Raw genomic sequence first — 20,281 nt, 5'->3', positions numbered from 1 at the left:
TTAGATTTTTTAAGTCTCTGGTGGAAATATCTTCTCTCGTCCTGTCTTCGTTTATCCTAGATAGGGAATCACTCATTGCTAAGTCATTCATTATATTAGCCGTTAATTCAGCTTTTTGCTGTTCAGCTTCTATAGCTGCTTCTTTAGCCAAAACTTCCTCAGCTAATCTTCTTTTCTCTTGAGTCATTGCAGACCTTAATATGTCCATAACTTCTTCAGCTTTCTGGTCTTTACCAACCCATTTCTTATCAGCCCTTTCTTGAGCTAAATCATATGCATGTAAATCATAGTCATTTTTTTGAAGAACATTAGCGCCCCTTGCAACCAATGCTTTTGAGAGCTCAGAATGGCCATTTTCTGCAGCTATATGCAGAACTGTTTCTCCATTTTCATTCAAAGGAGTATTTAATAATTTAGGATGTTCTTGTAATATTACATCCAAATGCCTTATATCATTTACTGATGGAGATACTGATGAAGCTAAACGAACTAAATTTTCTCTAGCGTGTTTCTCTTCAGCTTTAGCTTGATTAGCTTGAGCAAACTTTTCTATTTTAGCAACTGCCTCCTTCTTATCTTTTAATTCTTGCATAGCTCGATTTTTATGTCCAAAAGGATCTCTACGCTCATTTCGTACAAATTCAGCATCTTTTTCCTCTTGCTCTCTTGCCATTTCTGCTTTTTGCTCAGGAGTAGCATCCTTAATTGCCAAATGCACATCTTTTTGCGGAGTTAACCCTTTTATTAAATCATCTAACTTTTGCTGTTCAGCTTCTAAAAACTCTTTAGCTTCTGTTTGTTCTTCATATAAACCTGGATTTAGCTGATTTGAAAAATGTCTCCATAAAGATTCATCCTGTGCTTGAATAACCTGTAAAGCAGTTTTGCCTTCTTTATTTTCAGCACTAACTCTAGCGCCTTTTTCAACTAACAGCTTTAAAACTTCTGTATGACCATTCTCAGCTGCCACATGTAATGCTGTATTGCCCTCTAAATTCTCACCATAAACTAAATTAGGTCTTTTTTCTAAAATCTCCTTCACTTTATCAACTTCACCATTGGCTGCTGCATCCATTAAGGCTCTTCCAGCTCTAGCATTATCTCTTTTTGCCATCACACGTTTACCCAGCCTTTCCAATGTGTCAATAGCCTCCTGTCTTTTATCCACTCTTCCCTGAATTTGCTCAAGTTTATGGGGGTTCATATCAGCTAATGTATCTCCAACTTCTTTCCCTCCATTTTTAAACCCTAGTTCCTCTTTTAACCAACCATTTGCTTTGCCATAAGCAACATCCATAGCAGTCTTCCCTTGGTCATTTGCTATAGCAGTATTTGCTCCTTTTGCTACTAACAACTCTGCCACTTCTTTATGCCCTTTGCTAGCAGCAGCATGAAGCGGAGTGTCATCATTATTGTTTCTATAATTCACTAGATAAGGAGCTTCTTTTAACATCTTTTTAACTGCAGCTTCATCACCTTTTGTAGCAGCTGCAACTAAAGCATCACCAGCTTCTCTATAATCTTTTAGCACAGCTACTAAATGAGATTTCTCTCCTTCATATACTCTGTCTGTTGAAATCGCTAAATCTTCTGGAGTCATATCATTACGATCAACAATATGTACGCTAGCCCCCTGCTCTAACAGATATTTGATTAACCATGGCTTATCTTCCATAACTGCATGATGGAGCATAGTTTTGCCTTGATTATCTGTGGCATCTACATCAGCTCCGGCATCTAATAAAGCCTGTACGGCCTCATATTTTCCTTCTGAGGCAGCATAATGAAATGGAGTATGACCATTTCTATCTCCAGGAGATTTAGCAAAGTGTTTTACTAAATCATTAGACTTATTATCAAGCACAGCATAGTAGGCTGCAGTACGTCCTTCATCATCTTCGACAGATAAATTAGCACCATGCTCCATCAAAGATGATACAACTTTTTCCCTGTTCTCAAAAACTGCATCATGAAGAGGTGTAACTAACTTTTTATCTTGAGCATTTACATCCGCACCAGCCTCTATTAGTGCTTCGGCAACTTTCTCAGCACCGTTGGCAGCAGCAAAATGTAGAGCAGTGCCTCCATCTTTATCAACTGCATAAGCTAAAAGAGGATTGGCCTTCAATGCTTGTTTTACTTTCTCTATGTTAGAGTCATCTAGCACATTTTCGTAGAACTCTTTCATTTCCTTAGAATCACTTTCTATTCTTTCTTTTGCTCTATCCACATCTATTGCATAATTTAATGGTAATTCAGCAAAAGCTTTTTTTGCTCTAGACTCTTTCATATCTTTTGCTATTCTTTTCTTTGCTCTGCCCACATCTATTGCATCATTTAATGGTAATTCATCAAAAGCTCTTTTTGTCATAAATTCTTTATGTTCCTGTTCTACACCCGCAGTATTGGCCTTATCCCCTTCTTCTTTAATGGCTCTAATAGGTGATTTAGATTCAGGCTCTTGTTCTTTTTGTCTTGACTTTTTATTAAAAAGAGCAAGATTTGCCTCTTTTCTTAAGATAGCTTCCTCTCTTACAGTTGCTTCTTTTAAATACTCCATCTCAGGGGAAGGAGGATTATCGAAACCACCATAGCTATCCAGTGTCAGTTCCTTTGCATTTACATCTGTTGCTATTTCCAGGGCTTTATCCTTAGCATTATTTTCAGAGGTTAGAGATGCTCCATTGTCTACAAGAACCTTCAATACTTCTTGATTGCTTTTATTAGCAGCAGCAACATGTATTATTTGATTTCCTTCTTCGTCTCTAGCTGCCAAAGAAAAGGCCCTCATTTCCTTGGGCATGGCTTTTAAGGCTCTAGATAGATCTGCTTCATCTCTAACGTTTAGCACAATATCTTCAACACGCTGTGCTGCAAGATTTCCAGCATGAATACCGTCGTTATTTTCTATTGCAAAATTTGCTCCCTTTTCAGTTAGAAATGATGCGGCTTCCATCTTATTGCTTTGAGTAGCTGCAAAGATAGGAGTTTCGCCTTTTTCATTTTGATAATTTATTAAGTGAGGAGATGCATCTAATAACTTATCTAATTTCTTTTCATCTCCTTGCTTAGCCGCAGCAATTAAAGATTGACCTGCTTTTTCTGTATCATCTAATAATGCAGTTACCTCGCTTCTTTCAGCGGTAATGTCGAGTGCATCAGGTAATTGATTCCTAACATCATGAGATACATCTATTGGTGTTTTGCCAGTTTTAGGGTTGGCAACATTAATATTAGCTCCTCTTTTTACTAAATCCTCAACAGCTCTTTTATTATCACTCCTAACAGCATAATGAAGAGGAGTGTTACCATCCATATCTAGAGCATTTATACGCGCTCCATGATCCATCAATAGCTTCATACTGGTAGGTTTTAAATTTTCCGCCAAAATATGTGCTGCGGATTTTCCAACATCATTAGGAATATTAACATCAAAATTAGGGTGTTTCTCTAAAAACTCTTTCATTTTTGTTGGGTGGCCTACGGTCTCAAACCACTCTTTTCTTTCTTCCTTCACCTTCTTAAGCGCCTTTTTCTCTTCTTTAGAAAGCTTTTTAGGATCTGGGTTGAAATATTTATATGCTCCGTGCCTCCCCTTTGCTGCTACTTTACTAGCCTCATAAGCACAATGCCTCACAACCAATGCAAGGGCAATAACTCCTATAGGATCAGCGCCAGGAGATGGCATTTTATGAAAATTTGTGGTTGGAGTTCCTCCCTCCCCCATACCTATTGCTGCAGTTGTATTATCAAAGAAATTAGTATGAGCTCCTCCTATAGAGCGGTTTTGAGGCATAATGTCTTGGGCCGCTTGAAATGCATCACTATAAGCGGCGTTCGCTGGCAAACCCCAGCCTTCTCCTCTTTTTATGCCTTCAAACAATTTAGTTGTAGCAAGCCTTGATTTAACTTTCCCTACCACATCTTGCCCTACTCTTTTAAACGCTTTTGAACCTTGTTGTTTTGACATAATCTAATTCTCCTAATTGACTAGCGCCACTTTTATCCTTTAAAAACAGTAGCTTTATTTATTAACCCTACAACATTATCAACCACAAGTTAATAAATGGTTAATGGATATAGTTATAATTGAACAAAGATTACTACTCCTTCCCTTGCGTTAATGATTAGCTCAATGAAAATCTTCACCACATTCCTCATTTAAGAATAGATATATTTTATAATATTATAAAAATTGCTGTAACAGTTTGGTATAATTTGTTAGACTGTACCAACTACAGAAAACATAAGCCAAAAGGAAGACAATGGGAAAACACACCGTCAATTCATATGAAAACGAACTAAACAGACTAAGATATTCGGTGATTAATATGGCTAATTTGGTCAAAGATTTAATAAGAATTGGCAATGATGCAATTAAAAACCCCAGCAAGAGTTTTGTCCAGCTGGCTAATGACACTGATAAAAAGATTAATCACTATGATCGTGAAATAGAAAATCTTGCAATTAATGTTCTTGCTCTAAGACATCCAATGGCAGTTGATTTACGCCATGTTATTGCTTCATTTAAATTGGCAGTTATTTTTGAAAGAATGGGTGATTTAGCAAAAAAAGTTAGTCATAGAATTGAGTATATTCCAATATCTTTATCCTCTGAATTAGATAGATTAATTCAAGCAATGATAGCTAAATTGGATAAATCACTTAACGATGTGATTTTGGCTTATGAAACCTTAGATGATGCATTAGCTTCTAAAGTTAGCACTCAAGATGAAGCTATTGATAATTATTATATTAAAATTATGGATGTTCTAGAAAAGCAGATGGAAATGAATCCCAAAGACGCCAAACCTTTACTGGATCTAGTATTAATTGCTCGTAATTTTGAAAGAATTGGTGATTATATAACTAAAGTGTCTTACTTAACTCATTACATAATCACTGGAAATAAAATTATAGATGATTAATGCCCCCTTCCTTCACTTTTTTTCTGAGATCTTCTAAAATCTCTTTTTGCTATGGAAAGATCTTTCATATCCTGTTTACTCATATTATTAATATCATTAAGCTCCTTCTTCATCATATCGTCCATCATTAACTGTTCTTTCTCACTTAATTTTATATCACTCTTAAATCCTCTCCTCATTTTACTTGCAAAACTTCTTGCTGCGTAAAGCTTTTCATAAATGGCTCTCTCTTTGTCTTCTTTGGCTATTCTTTCAGCGTTTTTCTTTTTATCTTGTTTGGTATTTTTATTATTAGTCCCCATAACTTTACTGTTTTTTGAAGAACTATTAGCTTTATTCTTTTCTTGATCTTTTGTCTTATCTTCCCTTATTTTATTACCAACTTCTCTCACCTCTGAAGAATGAGTTTTGGCATTTTCCTCTTCATCAGACCTAGCAGTTGAAATTTGTGATTGTTCATTAAATTCTATCTGCTCTGCAACTCCTCTTGGAGAAGGAGGATTAGGATTAACACTTTTCGGCTGATGGTTTTCTGCAACATGGGGATAAGTTACATGCCCCAAGACTTTATGCAACTTAGCAATTTTACTACCTTCTTCTACAAACTTTGATGTTGCACCTCCTGAAAGAGCATTAGCTTTGCTCATGTCAAGGCGAGCCATACTTCCATCTTTAATTTGCTGCTCACGCTCAGCTGTTAATTTTGCGTCGAAGCTTTCTTTTCTTGTCAGTGATTTTTTGGGATCTTTTGAAATATTTTCCTGGCTTGTAAGCATTTCAAAGGCTTTTGTTTTATCTGCAGTTTGCTCTCCTAGCTCACCCTTAAGGTATTTACTGTAGTCATTATTTATCTCTTTAAAACTAGTACTCTCATCACTAAAACCTAATATTGTATAAAGATTCTGTGTTCCATCTTTAAATACTACATTTCTTCTTGTGCCTTTAGGCATAATTATTTCCTTATATAATGATATAAACGTTTAATTATAGATACTGATTAGTTAAAAAACAATTAATGAAAAAGATTCTATTAAATCTATACTTAAAACTAATTTTAGTTACACTAGATATAAAATAAATTTAGAGGTTTTTCTTTATGATTAAACAAGCAATGATTTTAGCAGCAGGAATGGGAAGCAGAATGGAGCATTTAACTGCAGACATTCCAAAACCTATGCTTTTAGTTCACGGCACATCTCTTATTGAAAGACATTTAAACTATCTCCACCAACATAACATAGAAAAAGTGGTAATTAACACTCATTATAAGGGCGATATTCTGAAGAACTTTGTTAAAACTTTGCCGCTTTATAAAAAAATTGAAATTCACTTCAGCCATGAAGATGAACTCCTTGGCACGGCTGGTGGTGTTAAGAATGCTTTAAAATTTTTTGGTAAAGACCCGTTCTTTGTAATTAACAGCGACGCGATATATCTTGACGATGATTCAAACCACCCTTCCCTATCAGAATTAGAAGCCAATTGGCAGCCAAACAATATGACAATTCTAATCTTATTAGCTAAAAAAGATAAAGCATTTGGATATTACGGCAAAGGAGACTTTGATCTTAATGACAAAAAGCAATTATCTTTAAATAAAGAATCGGGAGAATTTATTCATGCTGGTATGACAATACTAGATTATCGCATCTTCGAGAAATATCCTGAAAAAACATTAGAATTTTATCCAATTTACTTAGAGCAAATGTCTCAAGGAAAGCTATGCGGAGTAATTTTTCAAGGCAAATGGTTCCACATTGGAAGCCTTAAAGCTTATAATGAAGTGCCAAAGATTTAAATTATAGTCAAACGCTAGATTGACTATAATATATCTTATCCCTTATAAATTGTCATTTGGCTTGGAACAGTTTTTGTTAACCACTGTTTTAATGGCAATAATTGAGGATTTTTCAAATCATGATGAATATAGCGCCAAATTCTTGGTAGCATTGATAGATAGCTAGGGTTCTTATATTTTGCAGCTTGACGAGCAAAAATACCTATAATTTTTAAATTACGCTGCACTCCAAGAGTTGCGTAAGCCACGTTAAAATCCTTACGAGAGTAAGTTGGAAAAGCCTTTAGATAACGCTTAATCATCTTATCTGCTAAACTAGGACTAACATCTCTCCTAGCATCTTCTAAAAGCGATACTAAATCATATATCGGAGAACCTATAACCGCATCTTGGAAATCTAACATCCCCACTTTACGAAAAGCAATCCTATCTTCCAGCCATATTAAATTATCAGCATGATAATCACGATGAACCACAACTTCACCAAAACGCTTAGATATAGTCATCAGATGCTTAACAATTAAATTAAATTCCTCTTTCATTTCCTTGGTTGATGCTTCGCCGTTTAATACCGAAACATACCAATCTATAAAACAATTTGATTCCTTCAATAACATAGCATCATTATAACGAGGCAAATCAATATCTATAGATGGAAGCTTATGGAGACGTATTAAAGCATCAATAGCCTTTTCATAGACTCTTTCTTCAGTTAATTCTTCTGATAAAACAGATTTACCATTAAGAATATTATTAAAACTTTCATTACCAAAATCTTCTAATAATAAAAAACCATTTTTGGTATCTTGAGCTAAAACTTCTGGAGCCGATAAATCATTCTTGCGCAAAAATTCTGACATTCTAATAAAAGGCAAGGTCTCTTCTTTTGTTGGAGGAGCATCCATAAGAATAAAACTACCTCTGTCTGTTATTAGTCTTTCATAACTTCTAAAGGAAGCATCATTTTTTAATTTTTGTCTCTCTAAATTTTTAAAATTTTGTTCGTTTAAAAAACTTGTTTTCAATAACTCTCTTTCTGGCATCTATATTTGTTCCTTATAAATTATTTTCTAATATCTTACTCCATTTTAAAAAACCAACTAAATTAACTATTCTTGCTTTTTCCTTATTAGCAAAAGACAATTTAATTTCTAATCTATTGTTTGGCAATATTTTATCAATAATTTCTGGCCATTCTATCAAAGAAACTCCCTTTATAAAAGCATCCTCTATGCCTAATTCATAAATTTCGTCTATATCTTTTAATCTATATAAATCAAAATGCCAGATCTCTAAAATATTTTGCTCATAAATATGTAATAAATTAAAACTAGGGCTGGTAACTTCCACTTCACCTTGGCTTATGCTGTTTATCATATATTTAATAAAACTCGTTTTTCCTGCACCCAAATTACCGCTAAAAGTTACAACGTCTCCAGGTGATAAATGCTTGGCAATTAAAGCAGCAAAGGCCTTTGTTTGTTCAATATCATCTAAATATATTTCTTTAATATTCATTTTTCTCTAAAGTTTTATTTAATTGAAATTGAGAAATATTCAAAATTAAATTAAATCCATCTTGATTAGTTGATACCAATAGCTTCTCATTATAAGTTTCAAGAAGAGCCTGAATTAATAAAAACTTTTGTTCTAGGATATTTTTTCTAACCTTATTATTACTCACTATAAATGTTAAAATTAAGTTATGAACATCATTAGTTACTTCAACATCTAATTTTGCTTCCTTGGTAGATATATCAGTTATATATTCTAGTATTTTATCTAGGATCATACTAATCCTAGATTTGTTTCCTATTATAGAATTATAATAACTATCTCCTAGTTTCAAGGATGCTTCTTTTGTAATTATACTATTCTTAACATTTTTAATAGCTTTATTTATAAGTTTTTCTATATTTATAATACTCAAGTTGCTATTAACAGACTCTAAGTTTATTTTAGATATATTTAACATTTCTTTTGTTTGCTCTTCTATTTGCTCAGAAAGATTGGTGTTTTGAGAACGAGAAGATATAAAATTAATTTGCTTAGCAATGTTTATAATTAGTTGATGTTGATGCAAAAAGAAATCATTAAGTATTACGCTTTTTTCACTAAGTAATGCCTGACATTTTACTAAATTACTATTATTTACATAAGTAATCAATGTTGCTCCATCTGGTAATGGAACCACTGTACGGTAAATTACAGCACCATTATTCATCTTTAAAGTTGTTCTTTGGTATTCTCTCTCATATAGAACAGATATGAGATCATTTTTTACACTTATCCAATTGCTATCCTTAACTTGAAATAAATGTTTCTTAGATTCTATAATATCAGCTATATGAGGGGATTTATCTGCATATTCAAACTCCATATCAAGTAACTTTAAATATGCTGGATTGTAAACTTTTAATCTTCCATCTTGACCAAATACTGCAATAGCCTCATTTAAATGATTAAGCATTGCCTTTTGAACTGCATTTAAAGAATTGAAAGATCTTTCTAGAACAAGGCGTGAAGTCATATCTTCAAAAGCAAATAACAATCCTCCTGCTGCAAAGGGAATAACTATCATTCTCAAAACTTTTCCATCAGGTAAATACATGAATTCATTATAAGTTTCAGGTAATTTTGTAAATAGTTTTAAATGTTCTTTTTTAAAGGCAGAGAAATCCGCTTGTTCGGGCAACTTGCGTTTATGACGCAATTCTTCTAAAACTTCTCCATAAGTTGGATTTGTAAAAAGCCATTTCTCATCTAATCCCCATAAATTAATAAATGCTTGGTTAAAATACTTAATTTTTCTATCTGCCATATAAATAGCAACAGCACTTGATGAACTTTCAAGAAAGTTATTTTGCACAACATAATATTCTTTTAGTTCAGCTTTGATTTTTTCTTTCTCTGATTGATCAAAAGCCACACCAACTAATGAATCACCTCTAAACACATTTTCACAAATAGAAAACAACTTACGTTCATTTCTTGCAATTATATATTTATCTTCTTGATAAACCTGCAGAACTCTTGCTTTATTAGCTATAGCAATAGAGGATTTTACAAGTTCTGGAATGCTCTCATAATCATTATTTAAGTTAACAATTTCTCTATATTCATTATTATAATAAGATATTTTATTGGTGTTGTCTCTTACCCAAATAGGCACAGATATATTATCCAATATATCACTATAAAATTTGTTATCTATTTTTAAACGATTCAATTCAGCTTCTAGTTCCTTTATATGAATCATATTGAGAGTAACATCTCTGAACCAAACGACCACACCAACGGGGCAGTTTTCTACCTCTGTGATGGTTTCAACTTGAGCCTCAATAAATTTATGTTCTTTTTGGTCTTTAATAAATTCTAAAATGACCTGCTGCTTATTAATTTTATTATTAAAGTTTTGTTCCTTTATATAACGCATTCCAAGCGATATTAGATCCTGAAGTTTATCAATTTTATCTTTATCAACTATTTTTTTTAAACTATCAAGACTGCTAAATTTTGTTCTCGTAGAAAATAACTTAGAAAACTTTGGAGAAAGAATCGTTTCTGAAGATTCTTTTTGAACATAATAATATTCTATTTCGATATTATTTTTACTTAAATAATACCTAATAAATTCACTATGCCTGTTAGAGAAACTACGTATTAATAACCAACATATAAAAGCAATAAATAAAAAAAAGGTTATCCCCACTATCATAGGGTCACCTATTGTTTCATATATTTCTTCTAAATAATCTAGGCTCATTTTCTAGTCGCTCTAAAAATATTTTGCTAAAATAATATAGTATAAATTATTAATTGAAAGTGTTTTTTATAAAGCTATGTTCACATTTAATTTGAGAGTGTCTATAATCTCAAAGAAAAGATCGAGCTGGCTTAGAACTTGCTTTGCCCTAGGATAATCCAATACTTCTGTTAACCCCAAACTTGGTAGAAACTCAGATTTAAGAGGCAGAGCCATCATCATTTCTCCATTAATAAAGCAACAACTAATTTGCTGTTTTTTATTTATTTTAGTAAGTCTCTCCATGAAGCTAGGAGTTAAAAGATATCTTGATTCAACTTGATTATCACTATATACATCAAATTTTTTCTCAAACACTGGATCTTCAAGAGTAACTCTTTTTACACCATTTGGTAAACCTTTAAAAATTTTAATCCAACTATTAGCTAAAATATAGGTATTAGAGGAAAATTTCTTATTAAAATCAGTAATCAAAAATAATCCTTTAAAAATTTGTTCTTCTTTATATTTTATAATAGATTGATTACCTATTCTTTTAACTTCCCTAACCATTTTAATTAATTCAATTTCAGAAAGTTTTATATCTACAGATTTATAACTTCCTTCTATATAATCTTCCGACTTATATCTATCAAACTTTGGTAAGATCTTAGATTGCTCTACTGTAAAAGCGTCAATACCCTTAATTGGAATATATTTAAGACTTGAGTAATATCCTATAATTTTGTTATATAAACTTGATTTAGTTGTGTAATCAAAGTTCCTTCTGATTTTTTTTAATTTATAGATGCTATAAATTAGTCCTATAAAAAAAGCTATGGTAATGGGCAATATATAGGGATATTTAATTTCTTTATTTCGATAATCCCCCTTAGAATATTCCACTAAATTAGGATAGATATAGAATGTTATTATAAATATAATTATCCCAAAGAAGATTGATAAGAAAAGCATTTTTCTATATGCAAGTAACTTCTTTTTTCTATAAATCTCAAATTTTTCTAATTCTGGTTCAATTTCTGCTTTATAGTATGATTGGAAGCTTTTTTCATCTAACATAATTTATAAAATCTTATTAGCATCAACTGCTTTTTTATGACTCTCATCCACTTGATAAAAGGGCATAGCTTCAACATTAATAAGTTTAGCAATTATATTTCCAGGAAAAATTTGAATTGAATTATTGAACTCAGTTGTAGTCGCATTATAAAATCTTCTTGCTGCACTAATATGCCCCTCCACTTCATTATAAGTTAGCTGAGCTTGCAGCATTGCTTCATTTGATTTTAAATCAGGGTAATTTTCAACCTGTATTAATAGATCAGCCATTTTACTAGCCACATCATTAGAGGCTTTAAAATATTCTGACACTTCATTAATATCATCATGTTGATAATTATATGGAATTTTGCTTCTAAGAGCAGTAACTTCTTTAATAAGACCTTTCTCATGCTCCATAAATTTCTTAGCAATTTTCAATATGTTAGGAATTAAATCATGTCTCTTCGTGAGCTGCACATCAATACCTGAGAGAGCTTCCATAAGCTGATTTTTTCTTTTTATTATAACCATATACCAAACATATAATACCAATAATATGCTAACAACAATAATGATAGTCATCTGCTTCTCCTTTTAATCATAACGCGAATTGAACCACTTCCTCCAAGACTATCTTGAACCCATGAATATCCAAGAATATATTTCTTTAATTCAGTATATTCTAGCCATCTTGGAACTGCAAGTTTAATAACACCAGGCGAGTTTAACTTGCCTTTGCCGGTGATAACAATCACCTCCTTTTTATTGTTGTTATAGCTAGCATCTAAGAAATTTTTTAAGTTATCAAAAGCTTGATCTTGAGTTAACCCATGGAGATCAATTGTTGATTCTATGTTGTCATAACACTGTTGAGATATTTTTCTTTTTTTAGAAGGAATATTAGCTCTAGGTAAATTATTACTAAAATCTAATTTTGTTACGTTTTTTGTATATCTATTCCAAGATTCTAGATCTTCACTCATAGAAATAAAAATAATATACAGTCGCAACCAAAAGAGTAAAGGTTATTTTTACTGCCATTAATGACAAAACCACTCTTGTTTTTCCGTGTTTTTTTATTGTTTCTTTTATATATTTTTTTACCATTGTTTTTACCTATAAGGAATATCTTTTTCTATTCTCATTTTTATTTCTTTCTCCCAAACTTCACCATTTCTAAGAAGTCTTTCTTTATCATACAATAATTCTTCATGAGTCTCTGTGGCAAATTCAAAGTTAGGACCTTCAACAATAGCATCAACTGGACAGGCTTCTTCACATAAACCACAATAGATACATTTAGTCATATCTATATCATAACGAGTGGTTCTGCGGCTTCCATCCTCTCTTTCTTCTGCCTCTATATTAATTGCTTGCGCAGGGCAAACAGCTTCACATAACTTACAAGCAATACATCTTTCTTCGCCATTTGGATAGCGTCTTAAAGCATGCTCACCACGAAATCTAGGACTTAACTCTCCTTTTTCATAAGGATAGTTTATAGTTGCTTTTGGCTTAAAGAAAGACTTAAGGGTTAAAAACATCCCAGAAAGCAATTCAGTTAAAAATAGTGATTTGAAACATTTAAACATAATATTTAAGCAATCTCTGGTAATAAATTATTAAAATATAATATTGATGAAATCAATATCACCGAAAATAAACTAATCGGTAAGAATACTTTCCATCCTAGTCTCATCAATTGGTCATATCTATACCTAGGAAAACTTGCCCTAATCCATATAAAACAAAACAATATAAAACAAACCTTTCCTATAAACCATATTGGTCCTGGAATAAAGCTTAAAAACTCTAATCCAAATGGTGGTAACCATCCCCCCATAAATAAAATGGTCATCATGGCGCTGGTTAATATCATATTGGCATATTCTCCAAGGAAAAACAATGCAAATGGCATTGAAGAATATTCAACATTGTATCCTGCTACTAACTCTGCCTCAGCCTCTGGGAGATCAAAAGGAAGACGATTAGTTTCAGCTAAAATAGAAATAAAAAATATCACCGCCATGGGAAGCATTAGTAACTGAATATACCATGGCATATTTTGCTGATTCATTACAATATCAGTAAGATCAAGAGATCCCACGCTCAACAATACTGTAACTATAACCAATCCTATTGAAACCTCATAAGAAATCATTTGTGCAGCAGAACGAATAGCTCCTAAAAAAGCATAGTTTGAATTACTAGCCCAACCAGCAATTATAATTCCATAAACCCCTAAAGAAGAAATTGCTAATAGATATAAAACTCCAATATTTATATTGGCCAGAGCTAAACCAAACCCAACAGGAATAACTGCCCAAGCTACTAAGCTTAATATGAATGTTATCATAGGAGCCATGATAAAAAGTATTTTATTAGACCTACTAGGTACAATAATCTCTTTAAACATTAATTTAACTGCATCAGCAATAGGCTGCAATAAACCAAAAGGCCCAACTACATTTGGCCCTCTCCTCATTTGCATTGCAGCAATAACCTTACGTTCAGCATAAGTTAAATAAGCCACACTTAGAACCAAAGGAATGGTAATCATCAATATTTTTAAAACGATAAAAAATACAATTGGAAAATATTCTAGAAATAAGTCAAATAGCATCTGCATTTTTAAATTTCCTCTGCCAATTTAGCACATTTAGACATCGTAACTGATGCTCTACATATTGGGTCAGTTAAATAGTAATTACTATCATTATATCTGATAACCTTAGTATCGCAATGATACTTACGACTATTTATTACAAATTCTTCTTTTTTAATTTGACCAATATTCGCAAAATGAGGAGCAATTTCACATAATTTATCACGAATATCCCACAAAGAACTATAACTTAATATTTTACCTATAACAGACGATAATTCGCAGATAATTTTCCAATCTTCTTTTGCTTCTCCAGGCGGGGAGGATGCTTTATGTGCTCTTTGAACTCTTCCTTCCAAATTAACATATGTGCTATCTTTCTCAGTATATGCACAACCAGGCAAGATAACATCTGCTGCATGAGCTCCTTTATCTCCATGTGAACCTTGATATATCACAAACTTGTCTTTAAGCTTGGTAATATCAACTTCATCTGCACCTAAAAGATATACCAACTTTGTCTTCTCTAAAATCTGCTCAACGTTATATCCTTTATCACCCGGAACAAAACCAATATCTAACGCCCCTACTCTAGCGGCAGCCCTTTGTAATATATTAAATCCGTTCCAATCTTCTTGAATAAAATTATATTTTTCAGCAATTAACTTACAAAGAGTGATAATCTCCGTTCCATCATCAAGAGAGATAACTTGCGATCCTAATATAAGCATAGGCTTTTTAGCTTCCTTTACTTGCTTAGCTATTGGATGCTTACCCTTTAGTATATCCTCTAAAGTATTTAGCTCTTCCCCTAAATATTCATATTCATAAGTTAAATCCGCTTTAGTGCCTAGTAAAGCAATTTTAGCTTCAGACTTTCTAATCCTTGCATTTAAAATAGCGGCTTCTTTCCGTGGATTAGAGCCTACTATTAAACAAAAGTCTGCATCTTCAATTCCAGCAATAGAAGTGTTGAATATATAATCTCCTCTATTACTTGAATTTATCTTCTCATTATATTGTCTACAATCTAAATTATCACTTCCTAAAGCTGCCCATAATTCTTTTAAAGCCAGCATTGCTTCAACATCTATTAAGTCACCAGCTATAGCACCAATTTCATTTTCTTTAAGTGATTTTATCCTATCAGCAATAGTTTTATATGCCTCATCCCAAGTTGCTTTTTTCAGTTTCCCTTTATGCTTCACATAAGGAGTATCAAGTCTTTGTTTCTTTAATCCATCATAAGCAAAGCGTGTTTTATCTGAAATCCATTCTTCATTTACGCTTTCATTAAGCCGGGGAAGAATTCTCATCACCTCTCTTCCGCGGGAGTCAACACGAATATTGCTACCAACAGCATCTAAAACATCAATTGATTCAGTCTTGCTTAATTCCCAACTTCTAGCTTTAAAAGCATAAGGTTTGGAAGTTAAGGCTCCAACTGGACATAAATCAATAATATTACCTGATAATTCAGAAGAAATAGATTTTTCAATATAGGTTGTAATTTCAGTGTCTTCCCCCCGATATAAAGCGCCTATCTCTGGAATTCCTGCAACATCTGTTATAAAGCGAACGCATCGGGTGCAGTGAATGCATCTAGTCATATAAGTTTTAATTAATGGACCAAAATCTTTATCCACTACCGCTCTTTTCTCTTCTTTATATCTGCTTTGTCCTTTGCCATAAGCCATAGATTGATCTTGCAAATCGCATTCACCAGCTTGATCACAAATTGGGCAATCCAATGGATGGTTGGCAAGCAAAAACTCCATCACTCCTTCTCTTGCTTTTTTAACCTTAGGAGTATTGGTATGAACCACCATATTATCCATGGCAGGCTGCGCACATGAAGCAATAGGCTTAGGTGCTCTTTCCACTTCCACCAAGCACATTCTACAATTTCCTGCTATAGCAAGTCTTGGATGATAGCAAAACCTAGGAATCTCAATACCTAGTTCTTCACAAGCTTGAATAACTGTGGTTCCTTCTTCAACTGTAATTTCTTTTCCATCAATGGTAAGCTTTGGCATGGTTATCTCTTTAAAAAATTCTACAAATCACGAGTATACTCATAATTTATTCAGGATGGAATCTATTTCCTCATAAGTTATAGAAATTTTAAATCAAAAACCTTATCTTTCTTTGGTTTTTTATCATCTTGTATCAGTTTTGCTTTTCTTCTTTCGATAAATCCTCTGCTTAATTTGATTCTTAAAGTTGATGTCACTGGATTATGTAGTGGATCGCTATTTTACATTAATATTATATCTTGTAAGATTTAAGACGTATAATGTATGATATTGAGTAATTGCGGATGAATATTTAAATTAGGGGTGTTTAAGAAAAATAATTGCCCAACTAATAATTAATGATATAATGGGTGGTTGTAGTTATTAATGATTAGGATTAATATGATTAGGATTATACTTGGATTGTTATCTTTTTTTATGATAAATAGCTGTTCTAGCGGGATGTCATTTGCTCCAAAAGACCTTAAAAGCCCTTGTGTTGCTATAGAGTCACCAGATGGATCACCTGCTCCTTGCGTTAAAAGAAGAGTTAATGATCACTGGTTAGTATAGAAAATTATCTTTTAATAATATTCTCTAACTAACACTACTTTTTTCTTTTATCACATCTTTATTAATTTTTTCACAGCTGATGTTTCCGCAACAGATGCTGCACCTGTTGCTATCTTTGAACCTTCTCTCTTACAGCCCTACATCAAAACATCCTGTTGCGCTAGATTCTTGAATCCGCCAATGGTTAATTTTTTACTCCACCTAATAAAAAGCTATATATCATTGCAACTTCTTCTAGAGCATTAAACCTTCCTGATTGGCCTTTATGACCAGCTCCCATCTCAGTTTTTAGTAATAACAAACTATTATCAGTTTTGCTAGCGCGAAGCTTGGCCACCCATTTAGCTGCCTCCCAATACCCTACTCTAGGATCTGTGAGTCCAGCTGTAACCAACATATCTGGATACTCTTGTCTTCTAACATTGCTATATGGACAATATGATTTTATATAATCAAAGTATTCTTTACTAACTATTGGATTTCCCCATTCTTCAAACTCTCCTGGAGTTAAGGGCAAACTATCATCAAGCATTGTGTTTAAAACATCAACAAAAGGAACTAAAGCCACCACTGATTTGAATAGTTCTGGGCGCTCATTGACAACCACCCCCATTAACATTCCACCAGCACTACCGCCCATAATAGAAAGTTTATCACTACTGGTATATTTTTGCTCAATTAAATATTCTGCAGAAGATATAAAGTCTTCAAATGTGAATTTTTTGCTCAAGAATTTTGCAGATTCATACCACTCATATCCAAGTTCATCACCTCCACGAATATGAGCTATAACATAAATAAATCCCCGGTCTAACAAAGAAATTATATTTGGCCTGAAGCTCACTGGCATAGCGAGACCATAAGAGCCATATCCATATAATAATAGAGGGTTTTCCTCTCCTGATTTCACTTTATCTTTACGATAAACCATTGACAAAGGAATTTTTGTTCCATCTTTTGAGGAAGCCCATAACCTCTTTGTTTGATACTCCGAAGAATCATATCCACTTGGAATTTCTGTAACTTTTCTAGTATGCAGTGTTTTACTTAAAAAATCATATTCTAAAACTGATTTAGGGGTGGTAAGAGAAGAATATATGATGCGTAGAAATTGATCATCCTTGTTAGTATAGCGCACAACTGCTTCATATACTTCTTCGTCAAACTCAATTTTATCAACTAGTTTTTGATCACCTATGTTGTAATATTCTATGCTACTTAATCCTAAAACACTTTTAGTGGCCACTATATATTCATTATACAAAGACACGTCAACTAGATAATAATCTAAGCTGTGAGGAATAATTTCTTCAAAGTTATCACTATTAAAGTCTTCAGCTACAACCAAACGAAAATTCTTTCCCTTATCATTAGTGGTAATATAGAATTTATCCTTCATATGATCAACACTATATAAATGATTAGCTCTGCGCCCAATTGCAAGCTTAAGCTCTCCATCCTTTAAATAATGCACTTCACTGCTGATGGAGCTGGAACTATTAATAAAAATATAATCATAGCTAGAGCTATGCTCAATAGAAACTGAAAATACTGGATCTAATTCATGATACACTAAAATATCTTCATGTTGTTTTGTTCCAAGTTTATGAAAAAATACTCTATTTCTACGCCAGTTATCGTCCAAAGCCAAATAGTAAAACCCATTGCTTTCTTTATTCCATACTATGGGTCCAATAGTATTAGTAATAAAATCGTCTAAATCTTTCTTTGATCCTAGGTCCTTAACATAAATATTATAGCGCTCTGAACCATCGCTATCATAAGCATAAACTAATTTACTATGATCTCTACTCACCTCAGTGTCTCCAATGGCAAAAGAAGACTTATCCCTTGCTAACGCATTGCAATCAAGCAATAGCTCTTCCTTTTCTTCATGTTTTCTATATAACACGGGATAGTCTTGCCCTTTGGTTGTTCTGGTAAAATAATAAAAATTATCTTCTTTTACAGGATAAGATTCATCATCCTCTTTTACTCTTCCTTTCAACTCCTCATAAATTTCTTTTTCTAAAGCTTTATTTTCATGTTGCTTGTAGTAATTATTCTCAGCAGTAACATATTCTAGAATTTCTGGAGTATCAACCTTTGGCCAGTTTTTATCTCTAAGCCAAAAATAATTGTCTATAATTTTCCCCCCATGATTCATAGAGTTATGGGGGATTGTTGAAGCTATGGGAGGCTTAGTATATTTCATGCTATAATCTCTTATGTTTCTATTAAAATTGATAAAAACAAAATATAGCTAATATTCTATAATATCAAATATAAAATATTATTTAGTCATAAAGGATGAAGTAGGAAGTATTATTTAATACGTTTAAATATCAAGGTTAGATTATATATCATAATAATCATCTACTTTTCCAGACATGCAGCTACTTATTGGATTGTGTTGAGCCGCATATATACAAAAGCAACAAAACATAGAAGCAAGGGTTGATAAAATTCCTCCGCTTTCAGAAACAATAACTTCTGCAGGAGAGTCTTGTGTTTGATTTTGCATATCAGACCATTCAGAGCACCCATCATCGTATTCCCTATCTTCAACAATATGATAAGAATGATTACTTTCATCAGTATATTTATCAGGATCACTGGTTAAATCGCTCAAACCATCAAACTGCGGATCATTCTTATAATATTCTTCAATAAACTCCACAACATCATCATTGCCTTCTCTTTCTATGAATCTTGCTGCCGCATTTAAAGCTTCAATGGTTGTATCATTCTCTATATACTCGCCTCTTTCTTGTTCAATAGCTTGATTTAAGTCGTGAATTGATAAATTTAGAGCATTCAATTCTCCAGAAAGAAATTCACCACTATCTTCCGCCATATTAATCAATTCTATTATACAGTCTTTTGCATATTGGGTAGTTATTTTGGGCATATTAAGAACATCTCTTTAAAGAAGGGTAAAATAAGGTTACGTTATTATTGAATTTTATTTAGACTACAGGATCCTGATCATTATCATGGCCATCAAAACCAAACTCACCAGACATATGAGCTTTGACGCTTTGCTGAAAAATATGAGCAAAACAACAAATACAGCCTAACATAGATAAAATAGACCACCCATTAGCTTCAGGAGCTACATTTTCAATAGGCTCTAAAGGATAAACTACTCTACCATAATAATCATTTATAAAATCTCTAGCATCATTCACAATTCTAATGTTATCATCCCCCTCTAGTGCTATATTTAGTTGTTGCGCAGCCATTCTTAGCGCTTCCCCCAAAAGGGACCGATGGTGTAATGCTGCATTTCCTAGATTTATTGAAGAATCTTCAGCGGAATTATCTGCTACTTGAGTCTCTCTAAATATTTCATTTAACTTTTTAAGTTCACCTTGTCTTATGTTAGTAGCAATTATAGGCATTTTTTTCTCTTAAAATTTTATAAACACAAACAACTTATTTTGTCTTTAAAACTAAATATATTATTGTTGGCTTGATTTATCGATGAATAATGTAGTATCATTACAAATAGTTAATATATATTACCTTATGTAATTAGTCAAGATTAATATA

The 20,281-nt window shown here is 32.7% G+C and carries 17 protein-coding genes; 3 read left to right on the top strand and 14 right to left on the bottom strand.

Annotation, left to right across the window (positions count from 1 at the left end; genetic code table 11):
* On the bottom strand, nucleotides 1–3,970 hold a 3,970-nt coding region (locus tag N4A31_03160; protein MCT4635232.1), incomplete at its 3' end, for an ankyrin repeat domain-containing protein.
* A gap of 295 nt (nucleotides 3,971–4,265) precedes the next feature.
* On the opposite strand from N4A31_03160, the gene phoU reads away from it, so the two are divergent.
* Entirely contained in the window at nucleotides 4,266–4,928 is a 663-nt protein-coding gene (gene phoU, locus N4A31_03155) for a phosphate signaling complex protein PhoU (GenBank protein ID MCT4635231.1), read from the top strand.
* Here phoU and N4A31_03150 read toward each other — a convergent pair.
* The gene (locus N4A31_03150; GenBank protein MCT4635230.1) at nucleotides 4,925–5,878 is read right to left on the bottom strand and encodes a hypothetical protein; all 954 of its coding nucleotides are present in this window, start codon (nucleotides 5,876–5,878) and stop codon (nucleotides 4,925–4,927) included. The two genes, phoU and N4A31_03150, sit on opposite strands and share 4 nt — an antisense overlap.
* Nucleotides 5,879–6,024: 146 nt before the next feature.
* On the opposite strand from N4A31_03150, the gene N4A31_03145 reads away from it, so the two are divergent.
* The gene (locus N4A31_03145) at nucleotides 6,025–6,726 is read left to right on the top strand and encodes a nucleotidyltransferase family protein (protein MCT4635229.1); all 702 of its coding nucleotides are present in this window, start codon (nucleotides 6,025–6,027) and stop codon (nucleotides 6,724–6,726) included.
* A gap of 35 nt (nucleotides 6,727–6,761) precedes the next feature.
* On the opposite strand, the gene N4A31_03140 is transcribed toward N4A31_03145, so the two are convergent.
* The 9 genes from N4A31_03140 to nuoG form a co-directional block, all read right to left on the bottom strand.
* Nucleotides 6,762–7,769, bottom strand: coding sequence for a phosphotransferase (locus tag N4A31_03140; protein ID MCT4635228.1), 1,008 nt, complete (start codon nucleotides 7,767–7,769; stop codon nucleotides 6,762–6,764).
* Between the two features lie 13 nt (nucleotides 7,770–7,782).
* Nucleotides 7,783–8,244, bottom strand: coding sequence for a tRNA (adenosine(37)-N6)-threonylcarbamoyltransferase complex ATPase subunit type 1 TsaE (gene tsaE, locus N4A31_03135; GenBank protein MCT4635227.1), 462 nt, complete (start codon nucleotides 8,242–8,244; stop codon nucleotides 7,783–7,785).
* Nucleotides 8,234–10,492: a PAS-domain containing protein gene (locus N4A31_03130; protein ID MCT4635226.1), complete on the bottom strand. Its 2,259-nt coding sequence runs from the start codon at nucleotides 10,490–10,492 to the stop codon at nucleotides 8,234–8,236. The genes tsaE and N4A31_03130 overlap by 11 nt, the downstream gene beginning before the upstream one ends.
* 66 nt (nucleotides 10,493–10,558) lie before the next feature.
* Nucleotides 10,559–11,551 carry a DUF3137 domain-containing protein gene (locus N4A31_03125; GenBank protein ID MCT4635225.1) on the bottom strand — a complete coding sequence of 331 codons (993 nt, stop codon included), beginning with the start codon at nucleotides 11,549–11,551 and terminating at the stop codon, nucleotides 10,559–10,561.
* A 3-nt stretch (nucleotides 11,552–11,554) separates the two neighbouring features.
* On the bottom strand, nucleotides 11,555–12,115 hold the full coding sequence (locus tag N4A31_03120; GenBank protein ID MCT4635224.1) for a LemA family protein: 561 nt from the start codon (nucleotides 12,113–12,115) through the stop codon (nucleotides 11,555–11,557).
* On the bottom strand, nucleotides 12,112–12,516 hold the full coding sequence (locus N4A31_03115) for a Smr/MutS family protein (GenBank protein ID MCT4635223.1): 405 nt from the start codon (nucleotides 12,514–12,516) through the stop codon (nucleotides 12,112–12,114). Before N4A31_03115 ends, N4A31_03120 begins: the two co-directional genes overlap by 4 nt.
* Before the next feature lie 129 nt (nucleotides 12,517–12,645).
* On the bottom strand, nucleotides 12,646–13,125 hold the full coding sequence (nuoI, locus tag N4A31_03110) for an NADH-quinone oxidoreductase subunit NuoI (protein ID MCT4635222.1): 480 nt from the start codon (nucleotides 13,123–13,125) through the stop codon (nucleotides 12,646–12,648).
* 5 nt (nucleotides 13,126–13,130) lie between these two features.
* Nucleotides 13,131–14,156 (bottom strand): NADH-quinone oxidoreductase subunit NuoH, encoded by a 1,026-nt coding sequence (gene nuoH / locus N4A31_03105; GenBank protein MCT4635221.1) that lies wholly within the window; start codon nucleotides 14,154–14,156, stop codon nucleotides 13,131–13,133.
* Between the two features lie 8 nt (nucleotides 14,157–14,164).
* On the bottom strand, nucleotides 14,165–16,174 hold the full coding sequence (nuoG, locus tag N4A31_03100) for an NADH-quinone oxidoreductase subunit NuoG (protein MCT4635220.1): 2,010 nt from the start codon (nucleotides 16,172–16,174) through the stop codon (nucleotides 14,165–14,167).
* A 417-nt stretch (nucleotides 16,175–16,591) separates the two neighbouring features.
* Between nuoG and N4A31_03095 the strand changes: the two genes are divergently transcribed.
* Nucleotides 16,592–16,726 (top strand): hypothetical protein, encoded by a 135-nt coding sequence (locus N4A31_03095; GenBank protein MCT4635219.1) that lies wholly within the window; start codon nucleotides 16,592–16,594, stop codon nucleotides 16,724–16,726.
* 184 nt (nucleotides 16,727–16,910) lie between these two features.
* On the opposite strand, the gene N4A31_03090 is transcribed toward N4A31_03095, so the two are convergent.
* From N4A31_03090 to N4A31_03080, 3 genes are all read right to left on the bottom strand, one after another.
* Nucleotides 16,911–18,941 (bottom strand): S9 family peptidase, encoded by a 2,031-nt coding sequence (locus N4A31_03090; protein MCT4635218.1) that lies wholly within the window; start codon nucleotides 18,939–18,941, stop codon nucleotides 16,911–16,913.
* A gap of 141 nt (nucleotides 18,942–19,082) precedes the next feature.
* Entirely contained in the window at nucleotides 19,083–19,637 is a 555-nt protein-coding gene (locus N4A31_03085) for a hypothetical protein (protein ID MCT4635217.1), read from the bottom strand.
* Nucleotides 19,638–19,695: 58 nt separating this feature from the next.
* On the bottom strand, nucleotides 19,696–20,130 hold the full coding sequence (locus N4A31_03080; GenBank protein ID MCT4635216.1) for a hypothetical protein: 435 nt from the start codon (nucleotides 20,128–20,130) through the stop codon (nucleotides 19,696–19,698).
* Between the last annotated feature and the right edge of the window lie 151 nt (nucleotides 20,131–20,281).

The organism is Rickettsiales bacterium (assembly GCA_025210695.1).
Lineage (GTDB): Bacteria > Pseudomonadota > Alphaproteobacteria > Rickettsiales > CANDYO01 > CANDYO01.
This window is presented reverse-complemented; position numbering and strand designations above follow the sequence as displayed.